The sequence below is a fragment of the Pseudomonas sp. 3HC3 genome, assembly GCF_044904505.1.
GTDB lineage: Bacteria > Pseudomonadota > Gammaproteobacteria > Pseudomonadales > Pseudomonadaceae > Aquipseudomonas > Aquipseudomonas putida_Y.
On sequence record NZ_JADDRH010000025.1, the window covers coordinates 1 to 16,766 of the forward strand.

Genomic DNA, 16,766 nt, shown 5'->3' on the forward strand with positions numbered 1-16,766 from the left:
TGGGAGCAGGATGTCAGGAGTTCGAATCCCCTCACCCCGACCATTTTCCGGGTCGTTAGCTCAGTTGGTAGAGCAGTTGGCTTTTAACCAATTGGTCGTAGGTTCGAATCCTACACGACCCACCATGTAGAAAAGGGCATCTCCAAAGAGATGCCCTTTTTTTTGAAACACTCGGGGTGTAGCGCAGTCCGGTAGCGCGCCTGCTTTGGGAGCAGGATGTCAGGAGTTCGAATCCCCTCACCCCGACCATTTTCCGGGTCGTTAGCTCAGTTGGTAGAGCAGTTGGCTTTTAACCAATTGGTCGTAGGTTCGAATCCTACACGACCCACCATGAACAAAGGGCATCTCACATGAGATGCCCTTTTTCATTTGCCCTGAATAAATGCGCCCATCGGTGCAAATCCCACCTGTTTGCCACACCGCCCCTTTGTAGGAGCGGGTTCACCCGCGAATGCGGCAGTGCAGCCACCATCGCATTCACAGGTAAACCCGCGCCATACAGGGCATGCGGGCGCCTGTTAGTGCAGCTTCAGGCGCGGCTCGGTACCCCGGCCAATCTTGCTGCCCAGCATCATCAACGCCGTGCGGAAGAAGCCGTACAGCGCCATCTGGTGCATCCGGTACAACGATACATAGAACATCCGCGCCAGCCAGCCTTCCAGCTTCACGCTGCCCATCAGGTTACCCATCAGGTTGCCCACCGCCGAGAAGCGCGACAGCGACACCAGCGAGCCATAGTCCTTGTACTCGTACGTCGGCAGGGCCTTGTTCTCCAGGCGCGCCTTCAGGCTTTGCGCCAGCATCGAAGCCTGCTGGTGCGCCGCCTGTGCACGCGGCGGCACGTTGCGGTCGCTGCCAGGTTGCGGGCAGGCGGCGCAGTCACCGAAGGCGAAGATGTTGTCGTCGCGGGTGGTTTGCAGGGTAGGGCGCACGACCAACTGGTTGATGCGGTTGGTTTCCAGGCCATCGATGTCCTTGAGGAAACCTGGCGCGCGGATACCGGCTGCCCACACTTTCAGGCTGGCCTGGATCACTTCACCGTCCTTGGTTTTCAGGCCGTCCTCGGTCACTTCACTGACCGCGGCGTTGGTCATCACCTTCACCCCGAGTTTTTCCAGGGTTTTGTGAACCGGTACGCTGATGCGCTCCGGCAGCGCCGGCAGAACGCGCGGGCCCGCTTCGATAAGGGTGATGTGCATGTCCTTGGGCTGGATGCGGTCCAGGCCATAGGCCGCCAGCTCGTGGGCAGCGTGGTGCAGCTCGGCCGCCAGCTCTACACCGGTGGCACCGGCGCCGACAATGGCTACGCTGATTTTCTCGCTGGCCACGTCGCCGGCGTGGGCACGCAGGTAGTGGTTCAGCAGTTGCTGGTGGAAACGCTCGGCCTGCTTGCGGGTATCCAGGAACAGGCAGTGCTGCGCTGCGCCCAGGGTGCCGAAGTCGTTGGTGTTGGAGCCCACGGCGATCACCAGGGTGTCGTAGCCCAGGGTGCGCGCAGGCAGCAGCTCGCGGCCCTCTTCGTCGAGGGTGGCAGCCAGTTGAATCTGCTTGCCTTCACGGTCCAGGCCGCTCATGCGCCCCAGCTGGAAATTGAAGTGATTCCACTTGGCCTGAGCCACGTAGTTCAGTTCGTCTTCCGAGGAGTTCAGCGAGCCGGCGGCCACTTCGTGCAGCAGTGGCTTCCAGATGTGCGTGAGGTTGGTGTCGACCAGGGTGATTTCGGCCTGCTTGCGCTTGCCCAGGCTTTTACCCAGGCGGGTCGCCAGTTCCAGGCCGCCGGCGCCGCCGCCGACAATCACGATGCGATGAGTCATGGGAATATCTCATAAGGTTTACGGAATTCGTGGCCCTGGGGGCCGGCCGCAAACTGCACGAGGGGAGGGCGAGCGCGAAGCAGCTCATAGCACCAGTCCACTCAGCAGGCGGCTGATGAGACCCAACCCGATGGTCACGGCCAGCACCAGCACAAGGAGCAGCCACGGCCGGAAGGGCCTGCGCTCGACTTGGTGCTGGGGGGCTCGCAGATACTCATCGACACGACGCTGATCTTCCGGGTTCAGGCGGCTGGTCATGGTGGGCCTCGTCAGGTAGACGTTTGTGACTGTGCAAACGCTACAGCGTTCGCGCAGGCGCTTGAAACAAATGATAATGCTTTCTATCCCTGGCGCCGAGTGTACGCCATCGCAAACAGTCGCTGCACTGGATCAAAGACTGATGCCTACGTCGAAGACGATGCTGCGGCCCAGGTTGCCGCGCAGGAAATCCGGTGCATCGGGGTGGGCAAACAGTACCCGGGCAAAGGTTGGCCCGACCAGCGACAGCGAGCGCCAGCCTTGGCGCAGGTATTCGGTAGGCGGCGGGAAGTGGGTGTTGAGGTCGAGCACTTCGCGCTTGAGGCTGGAGAACGCGATGATGTCCAGCTCGTTCAGATCCAGCCCGCGTTCCCGGTAATTGTGCGCCTTCTTGCGCAAGGTGGGCGCCAGGCGCCCCAGCAGTTCGGTGGCACTGATGCGCCGCGGGCGTGCTTCGCGGCGTACCAGCTGCGCCAGGGAAAACGCACTGCGCCGCCGCTGCAGCTCCTCGCGCCATTCATCGTTCAGCCGGCGGCCCTCGTCGAGCACGAAAAACACCTCGAAGGCGGCGTCGCGGAACAGCACGTCTGGTGGCTCCTGCCCCGCCGGGGTGAAGTCCTCGCTGCGGTAGGGAATGTTCAGCCCCTGCAACAGGCGCTGGCACACCCAACGCTCCCGCTCCCACTTACGGGCGTTGGAGAGAAAGGCATTGGCTTGTTCGGCCTGGATGGTAAGCAGGCGCAGGTAGTCTGAGTCATCCATGCAGACAAGCTTAGCCGCTAATCGATGACGGTAAGATGCTGTTTAAGCGTGAGAATCAGCCCAGCACCGGCCACTGCTGCACCAGGCCGACCAGATGCACCACGCCAAAGCCCAGGCAGATCAGCGAACTGACCACGATAAAACGCTGCGAACGCCCGGTGCCCGCCAGCAATACTGGCCCCAGCAGACCGCGTAGCAAATACACCAGGGTGATCAGGCAAATGACTGGCAGCAGCAAGGGCAGCCGCCCGATCGCCCCGGCAGCCGACAGCGCATAGGCCGACCAGGCCAGCAACACGCAGGCGATGGCGGCGGTGATAAGCGCCGGGTAGCAGCGGCCCCTTTCGGCGGCCACCGCCATGCGCTCACCGGCCCCGAACAAACGGTACCAACGCGGCCCCACGGCGATGATGGCCAGGTGAATTACGCCGATGATGGCGTTGAGTGCCGCTGCCAGTAGCAGGGCGGGGTTGGTTCCTTCCAGCATGACCAATGCTTCCTGCATCGAATGGAAGGCGACAGCCTACCGCAGCCGAAGTCAGGGGAGAATGGGTGTAGACTCGGTTTTATCCACATGGCCGCAAAGGGTATTGTTCAGGTGATCAGCGCGCAGGTGTTATCCGGCACCACCCTTACCCTTGGCTGGCTGGGTTATGTGCCGTTGCTGATCTGGGCGGTCAGCCGGGTTCGCTGGGTTGAACTGTTTACCGACCGGCGCCGCCAGCATTTGCTGTTTGGCACGGTGTTCTGCCTGTTTGCGCTGTGGCTGGTGCGGCGCGACTTTGATACCGGCGTGTCGTACCACTTTATTGGCATGACGGCGGTCACCCTGTTGCTGGACTGGCCGCTGGCGGTGCTGGGTGGGTTCATGGCCCAGCTCGGCTTGATGGCGCTGGGGCGTCAGGACCTGGCGGCGCTGGGGTTGAATGGTTTGTTGCTGGTTGGCTTGCCGGTGCTGATTACCGAGGTGTGCGCGCTATTGGTGGAGCGTGCCCAGCCCCGCAACTTGTTCGTTTACATCTTTTGTTCGGGTTTTTTTCCGGCAGCGCTGACTGTGCTGATTTGCGTCCCCGCAGCGCTAGGCGTGTTGTGGCTGGACGGGCGTTTTGCCCTGCCGGAGTGGCTCAGCGACTTTGTTGGCTACCTGTGGCTGATGATGTTCCCCGAGGCGTTCATCAACGGCATGGTGATCAGTGCGCTGGTGGTGTTTTGCCCGGAGTGGCTGGAAACCTTCAACCGCACACGGTATCTGCAGGCGCCCTGGAAGGAAGATGAGCGGTGAAGGTGTGGTGGCTGTGCCGGCCTCTTCGGTGTAATGCACAGCACTCAGAGGTTGCACTCTCACTGTGGGAGCGGGCATGCCGGCGAACACGGGCGAAGCCCGTGCCATCCACTGCGCCGCCTGCTTCGCGGGCTTGCCCGCTCCCACAGGTACCGCACGGGTTGTGGGCCCGCGTTGTATTTGTGGATCAGCTCAATGCCGCGGCTCCAGGTCCCCCGAATACAGCTCATCTTCGGACTCTTCCGACCCCGCAATCTTGTGCTCCTCGGCTGCCCAGGCGCCCAGGTCGATCAGCTTGCAACGGTCCGAACAAAACGGTCGGAACGCGTTTTTTTCGCTCCATTCCACAGGCGCGCCGCAAGTTGGGCAATCGACGGTCAATGGCTGGCTCATGGCTGGCCTCCTTTCAAAGTCAGGTAAAAGTGGTGCAGGCGGTCAATCTGCTCATGCAGCGCGGCCAGGCCGCCGTCGTTGACCACCACATCATCGGCATGGCGCAAGCGATCCTCACGGGCCAACTGCGCCTGCAAAATGGCCTGCACGTGCTCGGCACTGGTGTTGTCCCGCGCCAGGGTGCGGGCTATTTGCAGGTCCTGCGGCGCATCGATCACCAGTACACGTTGGGTCTTATGGTGCTGGCCCGATTCGATCAGCAGTGGGGACACATATACCGCATAAGGCGACTGTGCCTTGGCCAGATAGCTGAAAATCTCCTGACCGATCAGCGGGTGCAGCAGTTGTTCCAGCCATTTGCGTTGCGCCGGGTCGGCGAAAATCAGCTGGCGCAGGGCTGCGCGATCGAGCTGGCCGTCGCCCTGCAGCACGCCCGGGCCGAAGCGCTCGACGATGCTTGCCAGGGCCGGTCGACCAGGTTCGACAACCCAGCGCGCCGCCTGGTCGGCATCGACCAGGTGCACGCCAAGCTCGACAAAACGCTCGGCAGCGGCGCTTTTGCCGCTACCAATGCCGCCGGTCAGGCCGAGAATCCAGGGGGTAAAGGCCGCAGTGGTCATCAGTATCCAAGCAGTTGCATGTATGAGGCGTATATTTCATCACCCCAGAGCACGGCAATCCACCCCGCAATTGCCAGATAAGGGCCAAACGGGATTGCCGTGCCCATGGCATCCCGGCGAAAACGCAGCAGGCACAGGCCAAACAGCGCCCCCACCACCGACGACAACAGCAGCGTCAACGGCAGCACCTGCCAACCCCCCCACGCCCCGATCAGCGCCATCAGCTTGAAATCGCCATAGCCCATGCCCTCCTTGCCGGTGACCAGCCTGAACACCCAGTACACCGTCCACAGGCTGAGGTACCCGGCCACTGCGCCCCACAGTGCGTCGGCCAGGGGCACATGGATGCCAAAGGCATTGACGATCAGCCCTAGCCACATGGTCGGCAGCACCAGCACATCCGGCAGCAGCTGGTGGTCCGCATCGATCAGGCTCAGCGCCAACAGGCACCAGGTCAGCGGCAGAGCCAGCAACGCCTCTACCGAAGCGCCGAAGCGCCAGGCCACTACCAGCGACAGCAGCGCACTGGCCACTTCCACCACCGGGTAACGTAGGCTGATGCGGTTTTTGCAGGACGAACAGCGCCCGCCCAAGGCCAGGTAGCTGATGACTGGAATGTTCTCCCACGCACGAATCCGGTGTGCGCAGTGTGGGCACCGGGAGGCGGGCAGGCACAGGTCGAAACGCGCGTGCTGCGTGGTCGGCAGCCCCAATACCTCTTGCGCCTCACGCTGCCATTGCCGCTCCAGCATGATCGGCAGGCGATACACCACCACATTAATAAAACTGCCCACCAGCAGGCCGAGCACCGTGGCGAAAGTAAGGAAGTACGCTGGCTGTTCAGCCAGCAAAGCCCATAAAGTCATGTTCAGATCAAACTACCCAACTGGAAGATCGGCAGGTACATCGCCACCACCAGGCCACCCACCAGCAAGCCCAGGATCAGCACGATGGCCGGCTCCAGCAGGCTGGTCAACTGGTCCAGCGCCTGGCTGACCTGTTCCTCGTAATGGCTGGCGGCTTTTTCCAGCATCTGGTCCAGCGTGCCGCTGGATTCACCGATAGCCGTCAACTGCACCAGCAAGGGGGGAAACAACGGTTCACCGGCCATCGCCTGGTTCAACCCTTGCCCATTGGCCATGCCTTGGCGCAGCCGCAACACCGCCTGCTCGTGCAGGTCGCCACCCGTTACCCGCGCCACCGTCCCCAGCGCATCCAGCAACGGCACCCCGGCGCCGTAGGACGTTGCCAGGCTGCGCGCAAACCGCGCCAGCGCGGCCTGCCCCAGTAACTTGCCAAACACGGGCAAGCCCAGCACCCGCCAAGATACCCACAGGCGCGCTGGCGCGTGCTGCCGGTAAAGCTGGCGCACGGCAACACCCAACACCAAGCCCATCACCAGCAGCAGCGGTGCAAACCGGCTCAGCCCTGTGGACAAGTTGATCACCCATTGGGTAAATGCCGGCAACGCCGCACCCATGCCCGAGAACATGCTCTCGAATTTGGGAATAACCTCCAGCAACAAGATTGCCGACACCCCCAGCCCGGTCAGCAACAGCAGCAGCGGGTAGATCATCGCCTTGCGCACCTTCTTGTGCAGCACCCGACGCTGTTCCAGCATACCGGCCAGCTGCTCCAGCTGGCGGTCGAGCGTACCGGACTGCTCGCCCACCCGTACCAGGTTGCAATACAGCGCATCGAACCATGCCGGGTGACGCTGCAACGCATCCGCCAACCCCAGCCCCGAGGCCACATCCTGTTTCAATCTTTCCAGCAGCGCCGCCTGGGCCGCATCGCAACCACTGCGGCCCATCACCTCGAACGCCTGCAGCAGCGGCACGCCGGCCTTGAGCAACGTCGCCAACTGCCGGCTGAACCCCGCCGGATCTGCCTTTTCGCGCCGCTTTGGCAAGCTGAACGCCAGCCCGCTGGCCGGCCGCAAACTCGCCACCGTGATGCCCTGGCGAATCAGCCCGGCGCGCACATAAGCCGGGCTGCGCCCGGGTGTTTGGCCGCTGACCGGCGCGCCATTGGCGTCGGTGCCGTGCCAGCGGTAGAGAAGTGAAGATGAAGTCATGCAAAGGTCCTTGTTCAGCCCCGGCGACAAGCCTGGAAACAGCTTGCCGCGTCCATGCAAGGGCACGCGTCCGTGATGCTCACTAGAGTAGTTCAGCGAAGATGACGCCCGTGCGGGCAGGGGTGACAAAAGGTGTCTGTTCAGGCCTACTGCGCCGCTGCCGGTTGGGGCGCAACTGACCTCAATGTGTAAGCGAATCAAAAAGGAACTACGTTCATGAAAGGGCAACGCGGTATCACCCTGATCGAACTGATGATCGTCGTCGCGATCATCGGCATTCTGGCGACCATCGCCTTACCGATGTACACCAACCACCAGGCACGCTCCAAGGCCGCGGCCGGGTTGCTGGAGATCAGCGCGCTGAAGACGGCGATGGATCTGCGGCTGAATGATGGAAAGGATGTAGCGGATGTCGCCGCGCTGGGTGGCCAGCCGGCGACGGCGCATTGTGCGATCACGGCGAGCGGCAAGGCCGCGGATGGCAGCGGCAGCATTGTCTGCACCCTGGTGGATGCGCCTGCCAACGCGCTGGGCAAGGCCCTGACCCTGACGCGTTCGGCCAGCGGCTGGGCGTGCACGACCGACATCGAGGAAGACCTGGCGCCCAAAGGGTGCAAGGGGGCTTGAGGGCAGGGCAATAAACCAGCGGAAACAGGGGTTTGCGTTACGGGTGTGAGCAGTGGTACGTTGCGCTACACGCCGGTGTAGCTCAGTCGGTAGAGCAGCGCACTCGTAACGCGAAGGTCGCAGGTTCGATTCCTGTCTCCGGCACCAGAGACCAGTTTCCAGAAGTCTATGACTGTCTACGAAACACCCTGAAAAGCCCGCCTAGAGCGGGCTTTGTTGTTTCTGTCTGTCTCGTTTTGTCTCTGGGCATCTACGCGATTTAGGGATATGGTTAGGGATATCTCGGTTCGACAAGGAAACGTATCCCTATGGCGCGCACAGTGGTGCCTCTCACCGATCCCAAATGTGATGCGGCCAAGGCTCGGGAGAAGGACTACAAGCTGTTCGATGGCAAAGGCCTCTACCTGCTGGTGAAGCCGTCAGGGGTCAAGACTTGGCGTATGAAGTACACCAAACCTGATGGCCGTGATGGTTTAGCTACGTTTGGCAACTATCCGGCGCTCGGCTTGAAAGCGGCCAGGGAGCGACGCGCTCAGGCGCTTGAGCTCCTTGCTGCTGGGAAAGACCCCATCGAGCAGGCGCGCTTGGACAGACAGGAAGCGGCTAACGCCCGGGCGAATACATTCCGTTTGCTTGCTCAGGAATGGCACGCGGCCTGCGCTCGTAAGTGGACACCTGGTCATGCCTCCACCGTGTGGCGACGCATTGAATCCCACCTGTTGCCCACTCTCGGTGATCGCCCGGTCGCGGAACTCAAAACACGGGATCTGCTGGTTCCACTGAAGGCGGCGGAAAAGCGGGATACCTTGGATACGGCTGCACGCCTACGGCAGTACATGACGGGCATCCTCCGCATGGCGGTTCAGCATGGCCATCTGGATTTCAACCCTGCGATAGATCTGCAAGGCGCCACGGCTACTCGCAAAACAGCGCACCGGCCTGCTTTGCCATTTGAGCGCTTACCTGAGCTCCTCCAGCGGATAGATGCCGACAGCGGGCGCGGCCTGACCAAGCTCGCGGTGCAGCTGACCTTGCTGGTGTTTATCCGCTCTAGTGAGCTCCGATTCGCTCGCTGGGGTGAGATCGACATGGGAAGGTTGATGTGGGAAATCCCTGGTGAGCGAGCGCCTATCGAGGGCGTAAAGAACTCCCATCGCGGCTCGAAGATGAGCACACCACACTTGGTTCCGCTCAGTCGCCAGTCAGTTAGTGTCTTGGAGCGAATCCGCGATCTCACCGGCCGATTCGACTTGGTATTTGCAGGTGATCACCATCACTGGAAACCCATGAGCGAAAACACCGTCAACAAGGCCCTGCGACGCATGGGGTATGACACGAAGTCAGAGGTGTGCGGCCACGGCTTCAGGACAATGGCTTGTTCAGCACTAGTTGAGTCGGGGTTATGGAGTAAAGACGCCGTCGAACGACAGATGAGCCATCAGGAGCGAAACACGGTGCGCGCAGCGTATATCCACAAAGCAGAACACATTCAGGAGCGAAGGCTCATGGTGCAGTGGTGGGCAGATTATTTGGACGCCAATCGAATGGAAGCGATTACCCCATACGACTTTGCTCACCGAAATGCCGTCGCGAGGGACGTTTGAGACTTCAAGAAACGCTTAAGGCATCGAGACCCTGCGATGCGTTACGGTCGTCACTGCTCGTGGATCGCAGCCACCTATCGGGGGTGTTTCATGTGTAACTCGTGTTTCGGCGACGGTGGAACCGTTGAAAATCCTGGACTCCGAACTGGAAACACATCGCTGGCCCACGCGGACAAGCAGGTGTATCAAAGCTATATGGTGTTTCGCACCACTGTTGCCTGTCAGCCCTGTCGGCAGCTTAGCGATCATCTATCGCGCAGGCTCATTTTTCGATCAAGGGGGCGTGGGGTGTGATCTGGTCCGAAAATGAGGTGGAGCAATTCACGTTCGAGCTTGCGAATACTGACATCAGTAGCCTGCTCGATGAGATCCAGATGATGGAGGATGCTGTAGCGGAAGTTGCACTTTTCCCTGAGTTTCGTGAGCACTTTCGCCAGGCATTTGACGTGATAAACGAGGCAGCTGCATATTGGCTCGAGGAAGGCTTGGAGTATTCCAGTCAAGCAAGGCGGGTAATCCATGAGACGTTCAGGCAGCGAGATCTCATTTACGAGCGATTGTGCTATGCCCAGTCGTTTTCGCTGCCGGATGTAGTGCGTCAGGTGCTAGGTCAAGCTGAAGCTATTTCTAGCTCTCGAATGGCGGCGAGCTACGCCTTCGCGCAAGCGCTGGACGCTGTTCAGATGCTTGCTGGCTGGTTGGGGAATGTTGAGCTCAATGTGTACGACATTAACCCTGACTTAGCCGAATTCCTTAGGCTGAATGATCCCGAGTTTTTTCACACCATGGTTGAGCGCCAACGCCGTACCCAACCAGGCAGGGAAGCTGAGGTCAGAGAGACCTTTGCCCAGTGGGTGGCTGAATCGGAGAAGGTTTTGATGCTTGCTGACCTTCATCGCCAGTCTGAAGTCGCGTTGAGCTCTGGTACGCTTCAGCCAGGTAGTTTTTTTCCAACGATGATCGACAAAATCTACACCGTGAAAAGCTCCGAGAGGGCGCGCTTGGCTGGCAAGGGGAACAGTCGGCCAGGTACCGCTACTCAAGATGGAAAGGCTAGGAAGCGGGAGCTCACTCGGGCCGCCGTTGAGCGTATCAAGAAGTCCTATCCTGAAATTGAACCTAAGGCACTGCTGTCCAGGTTGGTCGGCATAGAGGGAATCGGAACTCGCGACACGATAAGGGAAAATCTCAGAGCGCTGGGAGAGTACGGCCCGAGGAAAAAAAGAAAAACGAGCGGACCGTGTTGATTCGTTTTTGAGTTTTTAGTCTGTGCCTGTCTCTGTAGATATAGGCATGACTATGACCACTCTCTCCGCAGCAAACACCCTTCACTCTGGGCGCGACCCGCAGACCACACTGATACGCATCACTGAAGTGATGGCCATCGTCGGGTTGGCCCGCCCCACGATCTACAAGCTGATGCAGCAGGCCGAGAGTGGCTTTCCGCTGCCGGTGAAGCTGAGCAACAGCACCGCCCGGGGTGCCCCGGTAGCCTGGGTTCTTTCCGAGGTTCAAGCATGGACGCGTAGCCGCATTCAGGCTCGTGATCGGGTGGCAGCATGAGCGTGCGCCGCTATCACTTCACTGGCCCATTCCATGATCCATATGGCGCAGCGTTCTGCCTCTACAAACAGGGGGATATCAACTGGCGCCACAGGATCATTGCTGGCGTGAGTTGGAACGGCCAGTCACAGGAGGCGTTCTTTTTCAACCCAGATGGCCTAGCCATTCCGCTCCGGGCGAACCCTTGGGAAATGCCCGCGTTCATGCGGAAGCATGGAATCCGTCGCGAGTTCTCCACCATCGTGGGAGAAGGGCCGTTCGCAATGGACAAACAGCGTCGTTTGGCTCTCACGGCAATTCAACTGGCTGAATGGGTAACCTACTGGTTCACCGATGAGAGTTATCTCTATTCGAATGATGTTGAGGTTTGGGAGGGCTGGGTAGCGAACGATCTGGAGGAGGAGCAGGCCAGTAGCGAACAAAGTCATGCATTTGGACGAGACCAGACAGACCTGGATACTTTCGTAACCGAGTGCGTTGCAAAGCGTGAAGAGTGGCTCGCCGAGGAGTACAGCCGTAGGTGCAGGGAAGATGCGAGGATCTTCGCCTGGCTGAAAGGCGAAGCGCCCTCATTGACATCCGGCAACTGACTGCTCCGGCCCGTACCGCTCAAACGAAAACGCCCCCGGCGGCTACCGAGGGCGTTGAGGTAAGTCTTCATGCCTGCTCAATCTAATCTTGCATTCGCACTTATGCAAGTAAGTGCAGCTGTTGCGCTTCTGATCACTCACGTTTACTCTGTAGCCGTCGCTGCAAATTCAGCGACCGACCTTGGCCGGTCGAACTACTCAAGGCGCACAAGCGCCCACCATACGATTGCAGGCGCTTTTTTTGTGCCCGCAGTTTCGTGTTATGGCGGCTGTGCGTGGGACACCTTCGGGTGTGCCGGGTGCCTTGAGTCCCGGTCGGCCAACCCGCGTACAGCCGTCACCATTCCTTGCTTGGCCGCAAGCGGTGATGGCTCCTCAACTCAAGGAGCAACACCCAATGCACGCCCTCCGTCCGTCCAAAATTCGCGCCGCTGCCCATCGGGCGTTGGCTCTCGCCGCTCTCCACGCCGACTCCAGCCTTCGTACTCGCCTTGCCCGTTACAACGACCATATGGCCAAAGCCCGCGCCCTGGAAAATACAGGGGGTGCGCAATGAGCACTTCTCTGACTATGGCCCTTCCCGAAGACATCCTCGCTGTTCCTAAACAGACTGATGCCGGTATTCCAGTCGATGCCATCACTTGCGCGGTAGAGCGTGCGAACGCTGTTCTGCTGCTGCTAGAAGATCAGTTCGAATGTGACGCCCCTCGCTTGGCAAACCGCGTGATCGCCGCTGCCCTGTGGGACGTACGCGGGACGCTGGGGCTGATTCGCACGCTGGTGATTCATGCTGACGAATCTAGCCGTCGCTCGGTATCTGGAGGTGCGCAATGAAGGCCTCTTTGGTGATCAACACCGCCGGCGGCGCCACCTTTGCCAATTGCAACTCGCAGGGTTCACCGCTGTTCCGTGTGAATGCCGGCATTTCTTGTGAGGAAGCGCTTGAGCAAGCCTCGCTTCTGATGGACTGCATCAATAAGCTCACTCTGCGGGGCGGGATGGAAAATGAGAATGGTACGGTAGTTTGGGCTGCTCATTACCTCGGGGAAATGGCTAAAGCCCTCATCGATGACGTCGCCACAGGGCTTCAAGCTGCCCAAGGCGGTGGCGCATGAGCGGAACAAAAGTCAACAGCCGTCGCCCTACCTTTGCACAGGTCAAAGCTGAGGCGCTGCGTCAGATCGACCGAGTGCTCTCGCACTGGCTGCCGAACGGAAAGCGTGTAGACGGTGGTAAGGAATACACCGCACCAAACCCCACCAGGAATGACAAGCACGCTGGCTCTCTGAAGATTAGCCTGACGAAGGGCACGTGGGCTGACTTTGCAACGGGTGACAAAGGCGGCGATCTGATCGACCTAGTGCGCTATCTTGAAAGCTCCTCTGACGTTGATGCATGCCAGAAGCTGGTCGAGTTTCTGCATATTGATCCTCGTACCGCGATCCCGGCTCAGCCGGTTAAAAAGCCAGCAACTGCTGAATGGCAGGCGGTATTACCGATCCCCGCTGAGGCGATGACCAAATGCCCAAGCAAGCACCGACAGCATGGTGCTCCGTCGAAAGTTTGGTGTTACCGCAACGGCCAAGGCGAGCCCTTGATGGTTCTCTATCGATTCGATGTCGCCGGTAGTCCAGAACAACCCGCCAAGAAGGTATTTGCGCCGCTCACGTGGTGCACGCGTGGCGCGCAGGGGCCGGCTCAATGGCGCTGGCAGGGGCTGGCTGAGCCACGGCCACTGCTACGCCTGGACGAGCTGGATAAGAAGCCAGACGCGCCAGTAATTCTGTGCGAGGGCGAGAAGGCCGCTGATGCAGCCCAGGTGCTTCTGCCCAGTCACGTGGCCACCTGCTGGCCGAACGGCTCCAGCTCTTGGCATAAGGCAGACTTCAACCCCTTGCAGGGCCGTGGGGTGCTCTTATGGCCCGATAACGATGACAGCGGTGCGAGGTGTATGCAGGCGGTAGCCGCCAAGCTGGCGGAAATTGGTTGTGTAGTGCAAACCATCGAGCTATCAGTGTTCAAGCGCAAGCCCATGCTCAAGGGCGAAACGCCGAGCTTTGCCAAAGGCGGATGCTGGGGCGACGGTGATGACGCCGCCGATGCACTGGAGAGAGGGTGGACTGCTGCGCATTTCGCATTGCTTGCTAGCACCGGTGAGCTGTTCGGCGGCGCGAGCCAGAACACTCCATCGGTTGTCGAGGTGGTTGATGCGAAGCCAAGCAAGGCGAAGGAAGGGAAGGCCCGCCCCAGTCGGGATCTACTTCCGACTGGCTTCCGCCTGACAGAAGAAGGCGTGTTCTACGCCACCGAAGATGGTGAGGCACGCCCCGTATGTTCGCCCCTGGAAATTCTCGCGCGCACCCGCGACGAGAAGGGGCATAACTGGGGGCTGCTCGTCGAGTTCGACGACCCAGACGGTGAAAAAAAGCGCTGGAACATCCCGGCGCGGACTATGACCGGCGATTTTGGCAAAGACGTACTGGGCCCCTTGGTCGACATGGGGCTGCGCCTGGCTGGATCTAGGTCAGGTAGGCATGCGCGCAACGACCTGCAGAGCTATCTGCAGGGTTTTGATAGCTCGCAGCGAGCACGACTGGTTACCCGTCTGGGCTGGCACAACAATGCATTCTTGTTACCTGATCGTCAGGTCGGTCAGCATGGTGAGCACCTGCATTTTTATGACGCTGGAGCCCAGCTCCCGCCAATCAACGAGTCGGGCACCCTAGAGCAGTGGCAGAGCCAGATAGGCGCTCTCTGTGTCGGTAATCATCGCTTGGCTTTTGTAGTCAGCACGGCCTTTGCCGGCCCCTTGCTTCATCTGTTGGGACATGAGTCCGGCGGTTTTCACCTTTACGGTGACAGTTCCGGCGGGAAGACCACGCACTTGCAAGTGGCCGCCTCAGTATACGGCGGACCACGATTGGTAAGGTCTTGGCGGTCCACCGACAACGCATTGGAGTCAATCGCTGCGGCGCACTCTGATGGACTTCTGATCTTGGATGAAATCGGCATGTGCGACGCTCGTATTATCGGCGAGACCGTTTATATGCTCGGCAACGGCACCGGCAAAGCCCGGGCGAATGATCGAGGGCAAGCAGGCCGTACCGTACAAGAATGGCGACTGCTGTTTCTTTCGACCGGTGAGAAGACGCTGGCGCAGCACATGGCCGAAGCCAACAAAGAGCTCAAGGCTGGCATGGAGGTTCGCATGCTGGCGGTACCGGCGAACGCCAGCAAAGGGTTAGGGATGTTCGACACCCTGTGTGGATTTGAAGATGCCGCAGCGCTCTCAGATGCGCTCAAGCTGCGGGTAAGCAAGTTCTACGGTACGCCGCTCACAGCATTCCTAGAGGCCCTGTGCGCTCCTGGCAAGCTTCCCGGTCTGGTGAGCATCATGCGTCGTACTGTGGAGCAGTTCATCGCACAGAACCTCCCGGCGTCAGCAAGTGGGCAGGTCCAGCGTGCTGCTCTGCGCTTCGGCCTAGCCGGGGCAGCGGGCGAGCTCGCCACTGCCTTGGGTGTGACCGGCTGGCCGGACGGCGCTGCGCTCACGGCAGCTCGCGTTTGCCTGCACGCATGGCTGGTGGAGCGCGGCGGTACTGGGAACATGGAGGGGGAAGCCATCATGGCACGCCTGCGCCAAGTCATTGAGCGCTTCGGCGAGAGCCGCTTCACGCGGTGGGAGTCCATCGCTGCGAAGATTGATGAGCACGGCCCTCGCACGATCGACCGTTTGGGCTTCCGCAAGACCTTGGAGCACGGCATGGGCGACACCATGCACACGACCATCACGTATTACGTGCTTCCGGAGGCGTGGCGATCTGAGGTGTTCCGGGGAATGAACATCACGGCCGTTAACCGCGAGCTGATAGAGCGGGGCGTTCTACAGAGCGGTAAGGACGGAAAGGCATCCTGCACTGTGAGACTGCCAGGGATGGGAATGCAGCGCTGTTACGTGGTGCTGAGTGAGCCCAACACCGAGGCCCCGCTGGCAGAGGCTGTGGCGGCCTGACGGCAGCCAGCCCACATGAGGCATGCGCCGGCGCGTCCGGCCTCGCCAGCCGCTCAACCCACACCTCACTTCTATGGATGACTAAGCAATGCAAAGCCTTGAAAAACTGAACATCGAACGCACCCAACACCAAGCGGAACTTAAGGAGCTCAATGGGCAAATCGCCGAATATGAACTGCACCTGAGTGACCCAAACTATGCCGCAACGCCGGCAGGCAACGAGCTTCAGATCCGCCTACGGGAAGTGAGATCTAAGGTCGGAACCATCGAGCACAAAGTCTCTCTGGTTGATCGGGATATTGCATGGTGGGACAGAAAAACCAAGAGCTCCGAGCTGATGGCAGAGTACAAAGAAACGATGAGCAACTGGGCAACTGATAAGGCCGACCTTGAGGGCAAACGCAAAGTGCTGAGCATACGGTTGGCGGATACCAAGAGTCAGTCCGAGAAGATGATTGCTGATGCTCGCCAGGCTGAAGAGGAGGCCGCGCGAGCTTATGCCCAGGCAGTTGCCTGGAGCGACTTAGAGGGCGAGAAAAAAGCCGCCGATGACGCACAGAAAGCGGCGATAGCTCTGAGCTCGGCGATGGAACACCAGCGCCGGCAAGGCTTGATGATCGCTGCCATGGAGCAGGAAATTGAAGCTATCGACTCGCACATCGAGGAAGCTGCTGAGGAGATCCTCAAGGCCGAACGCTCCGCAGTTGTAGTGGCTCTTGAACGCTTGGAAGAGCAGTGGGATGCGGCGATAAAAGAGCTTCTTGACTCGGGGGCCAAGCTGTATGCGGCCAAGCGTTACATGGGGCGTGAAGGGATGGCATTTCATCGCTTCCACGTGAGTAGCCAAGTGGAAAGCTTCACTCATTGGACTGACAGAGATTTGGCGGCAATGAGTTACCAATATTCTGCCATGCAGATACTCGATATCGAGTTACCAAGTTCCGTTTAAGTCATTAAATTCGCATAAATAAAGACCTAAGCGCATCACGTAAAAACTACATCGTGATGCGCTTGAGGCGAAGTATTTTGCTATTTTGCAGTAGTAAGTGCTGAGGCGGCTTTGTCAAAGGCTGCCAGTATGAAAGATATGACATCTGGATATATGTATTGCCGATGGTTAGGGCTGTTATTGGCGCGTAGCTATAAAAGAAAGTTTTTGAAAAA

At 59.7% G+C, this 16,766-nt stretch carries 18 protein-coding genes and 4 tRNA genes; 14 read left to right on the forward strand and 8 right to left on the reverse strand.

Annotated elements, in window-relative coordinates; all coding sequences use genetic code 11:
- Positions 1-49 precede the first annotated feature (49 nt).
- The 3 genes from INQ47_RS23225 (at position 50) to INQ47_RS23235 (ending at position 331) form a co-directional block, all read left to right on the forward strand.
- Positions 50-125: transfer RNA gene (locus INQ47_RS23225), tRNA-Lys, on the forward strand.
- Between the two features lie 47 nt (positions 126-172).
- A tRNA-Pro gene (locus tag INQ47_RS23230) sits at positions 173-249 on the forward strand.
- A 6-nt stretch (positions 250-255) separates the two neighbouring features.
- A tRNA-Lys gene (locus INQ47_RS23235) sits at positions 256-331 on the forward strand.
- Between the two features lie 187 nt (positions 332-518).
- Here INQ47_RS23235 and INQ47_RS23240 read toward each other — a convergent pair.
- The 4 genes from INQ47_RS23240 to INQ47_RS23255 form a co-directional block, all read right to left on the reverse strand.
- Positions 519-1,814, reverse strand: a complete 1,296-nt coding sequence (locus INQ47_RS23240) for an NAD(P)/FAD-dependent oxidoreductase (protein WP_003247549.1) — start codon at positions 1,812-1,814, stop codon at positions 519-521.
- Between the two features lie 84 nt (positions 1,815-1,898).
- On the reverse strand, positions 1,899-2,072 hold the full coding sequence (locus INQ47_RS23245) for a DUF3094 domain-containing protein (RefSeq protein WP_008091951.1): 174 nt from the start codon (positions 2,070-2,072) through the stop codon (positions 1,899-1,901).
- Positions 2,073-2,204: 132 nt separating this feature from the next.
- A complete protein-coding gene (locus INQ47_RS23250; RefSeq protein WP_021784190.1) occupies positions 2,205-2,834 on the reverse strand; it encodes a DUF1780 domain-containing protein in 630 nt (209 codons plus the stop codon).
- A 55-nt stretch (positions 2,835-2,889) separates the two neighbouring features.
- The gene (locus tag INQ47_RS23255; protein ID WP_252460578.1) at positions 2,890-3,321 is read right to left on the reverse strand and encodes a hypothetical protein; all 432 of its coding nucleotides are present in this window, start codon (positions 3,319-3,321) and stop codon (positions 2,890-2,892) included.
- 87 nt (positions 3,322-3,408) lie between these two features.
- Between INQ47_RS23255 and INQ47_RS23260 the strand changes: the two genes are divergently transcribed.
- On the forward strand, positions 3,409-4,116 hold the full coding sequence (locus INQ47_RS23260; RefSeq protein WP_404702693.1) for an energy-coupling factor ABC transporter permease: 708 nt from the start codon (positions 3,409-3,411) through the stop codon (positions 4,114-4,116).
- A gap of 192 nt (positions 4,117-4,308) precedes the next feature.
- Here INQ47_RS23260 and yacG read toward each other — a convergent pair whose 3' ends face one another.
- From yacG to INQ47_RS23280, 4 genes are read right to left on the reverse strand one after another with little or no spacing between them, the layout of a single operon-like run.
- The gene (yacG, locus tag INQ47_RS23265; RefSeq protein WP_010951889.1) at positions 4,309-4,509 is read right to left on the reverse strand and encodes a DNA gyrase inhibitor YacG; all 201 of its coding nucleotides are present in this window, start codon (positions 4,507-4,509) and stop codon (positions 4,309-4,311) included.
- On the reverse strand, positions 4,506-5,129 hold the full coding sequence (gene coaE, locus INQ47_RS23270; RefSeq protein ID WP_004575721.1) for a dephospho-CoA kinase: 624 nt from the start codon (positions 5,127-5,129) through the stop codon (positions 4,506-4,508). Before coaE ends, yacG begins: the two co-directional genes overlap by 4 nt.
- Entirely contained in the window at positions 5,129-5,995 is an 867-nt protein-coding gene (locus tag INQ47_RS23275; RefSeq protein WP_404702694.1) for a prepilin peptidase, read from the reverse strand. Before INQ47_RS23275 ends, coaE begins: the two co-directional genes overlap by 1 nt.
- 2 nt (positions 5,996-5,997) lie before the next feature.
- Positions 5,998-7,206, reverse strand: a complete 1,209-nt coding sequence (locus INQ47_RS23280) for a type II secretion system F family protein (RefSeq protein WP_404702695.1) — start codon at positions 7,204-7,206, stop codon at positions 5,998-6,000.
- Between the two features lie 216 nt (positions 7,207-7,422).
- Between INQ47_RS23280 and INQ47_RS23285 the strand changes: the two genes are divergently transcribed.
- From INQ47_RS23285 to INQ47_RS23330, 10 genes are all read left to right on the forward strand, one after another.
- Positions 7,423-7,833 carry a pilin gene (locus INQ47_RS23285; RefSeq protein ID WP_012051131.1) on the forward strand — a complete coding sequence of 137 codons (411 nt, stop codon included), beginning with the start codon at positions 7,423-7,425 and terminating at the stop codon, positions 7,831-7,833.
- A 71-nt stretch (positions 7,834-7,904) separates the two neighbouring features.
- Positions 7,905-7,980 (forward strand) — tRNA-Thr (locus INQ47_RS23290).
- A 161-nt stretch (positions 7,981-8,141) separates the two neighbouring features.
- On the forward strand, positions 8,142-9,437 hold the full coding sequence (locus INQ47_RS23295; RefSeq protein WP_404702696.1) for a tyrosine-type recombinase/integrase: 1,296 nt from the start codon (positions 8,142-8,144) through the stop codon (positions 9,435-9,437).
- Positions 9,438-9,727: 290 nt separating this feature from the next.
- Positions 9,728-10,684, forward strand: coding sequence for a hypothetical protein (locus INQ47_RS23300; protein WP_404702697.1), 957 nt, complete (start codon positions 9,728-9,730; stop codon positions 10,682-10,684).
- Between the two features lie 46 nt (positions 10,685-10,730).
- Positions 10,731-11,000 (forward strand): helix-turn-helix transcriptional regulator, encoded by a 270-nt coding sequence (locus INQ47_RS23305; RefSeq protein ID WP_375135886.1) that lies wholly within the window; start codon positions 10,731-10,733, stop codon positions 10,998-11,000.
- On the forward strand, positions 10,997-11,590 hold the full coding sequence (locus INQ47_RS23310; RefSeq protein ID WP_108191148.1) for a hypothetical protein: 594 nt from the start codon (positions 10,997-10,999) through the stop codon (positions 11,588-11,590). The genes INQ47_RS23305 and INQ47_RS23310 overlap by 4 nt, the downstream gene beginning before the upstream one ends.
- Before the next feature lie 552 nt (positions 11,591-12,142).
- Entirely contained in the window at positions 12,143-12,424 is a 282-nt protein-coding gene (locus tag INQ47_RS23315; RefSeq protein WP_044046885.1) for a hypothetical protein, read from the forward strand.
- On the forward strand, positions 12,421-12,705 hold the full coding sequence (locus INQ47_RS23320) for a DUF3077 domain-containing protein (protein WP_404702698.1): 285 nt from the start codon (positions 12,421-12,423) through the stop codon (positions 12,703-12,705). Before INQ47_RS23315 ends, INQ47_RS23320 begins: the two co-directional genes overlap by 4 nt.
- On the forward strand, positions 12,702-15,602 hold the full coding sequence (locus INQ47_RS23325) for a DUF927 domain-containing protein (RefSeq protein WP_404702699.1): 2,901 nt from the start codon (positions 12,702-12,704) through the stop codon (positions 15,600-15,602). Before INQ47_RS23320 ends, INQ47_RS23325 begins: the two co-directional genes overlap by 4 nt.
- A gap of 88 nt (positions 15,603-15,690) precedes the next feature.
- Positions 15,691-16,551, forward strand: a complete 861-nt coding sequence (locus tag INQ47_RS23330; RefSeq protein ID WP_404702700.1) for a hypothetical protein — start codon at positions 15,691-15,693, stop codon at positions 16,549-16,551.
- Positions 16,552-16,766: the final 215 nt, after the last annotated feature.

Bases quoted from the DNA above. Each gene is read 5' to 3' on its own strand.
- INQ47_RS23240 (WP_003247549.1), bottom strand. From the start codon at position 1,814: ATGACTCATCGCATCGTGATTGTCGGCGGCGGCGCCGGCGGCCTGGAA.
- INQ47_RS23245 (WP_008091951.1), bottom strand. From the start codon at position 2,072: ATGACCAGCCGCCTGAACCCGGAAGATCAGCGTCGTGTCGATGAGTAT.
- INQ47_RS23250 (WP_021784190.1), bottom strand. From the start codon at position 2,834: ATGGATGACTCAGACTACCTGCGCCTGCTTACCATCCAGGCCGAACAA.
- INQ47_RS23255 (WP_252460578.1), bottom strand. From the start codon at position 3,321: ATGCTGGAAGGAACCAACCCCGCCCTGCTACTGGCAGCGGCACTCAAC.
- INQ47_RS23260 (WP_404702693.1), top strand. From the start codon at position 3,409: ATGGCCGCAAAGGGTATTGTTCAGGTGATCAGCGCGCAGGTGTTATCC.
- yacG (WP_010951889.1), bottom strand. From the start codon at position 4,509: ATGAGCCAGCCATTGACCGTCGATTGCCCAACTTGCGGCGCGCCTGTG.
- coaE (WP_004575721.1), bottom strand. From the start codon at position 5,129: ATGACCACTGCGGCCTTTACCCCCTGGATTCTCGGCCTGACCGGCGGC.
- INQ47_RS23275 (WP_404702694.1), bottom strand. From the start codon at position 5,995: ATGACTTTATGGGCTTTGCTGGCTGAACAGCCAGCGTACTTCCTTACT.
- INQ47_RS23280 (WP_404702695.1), bottom strand. From the start codon at position 7,206: ATGACTTCATCTTCACTTCTCTACCGCTGGCACGGCACCGACGCCAAT.
- INQ47_RS23285 (WP_012051131.1), top strand. From the start codon at position 7,423: ATGAAAGGGCAACGCGGTATCACCCTGATCGAACTGATGATCGTCGTC.
- INQ47_RS23295 (WP_404702696.1), top strand. From the start codon at position 8,142: ATGGCGCGCACAGTGGTGCCTCTCACCGATCCCAAATGTGATGCGGCC.
- INQ47_RS23305 (WP_375135886.1), top strand. From the start codon at position 10,731: ATGACTATGACCACTCTCTCCGCAGCAAACACCCTTCACTCTGGGCGC.
- INQ47_RS23310 (WP_108191148.1), top strand. From the start codon at position 10,997: ATGAGCGTGCGCCGCTATCACTTCACTGGCCCATTCCATGATCCATAT.
- INQ47_RS23315 (WP_044046885.1), top strand. From the start codon at position 12,143: ATGAGCACTTCTCTGACTATGGCCCTTCCCGAAGACATCCTCGCTGTT.
- INQ47_RS23320 (WP_404702698.1), top strand. From the start codon at position 12,421: ATGAAGGCCTCTTTGGTGATCAACACCGCCGGCGGCGCCACCTTTGCC.
- INQ47_RS23325 (WP_404702699.1), top strand. From the start codon at position 12,702: ATGAGCGGAACAAAAGTCAACAGCCGTCGCCCTACCTTTGCACAGGTC.
- INQ47_RS23330 (WP_404702700.1), top strand. From the start codon at position 15,691: ATGCAAAGCCTTGAAAAACTGAACATCGAACGCACCCAACACCAAGCG.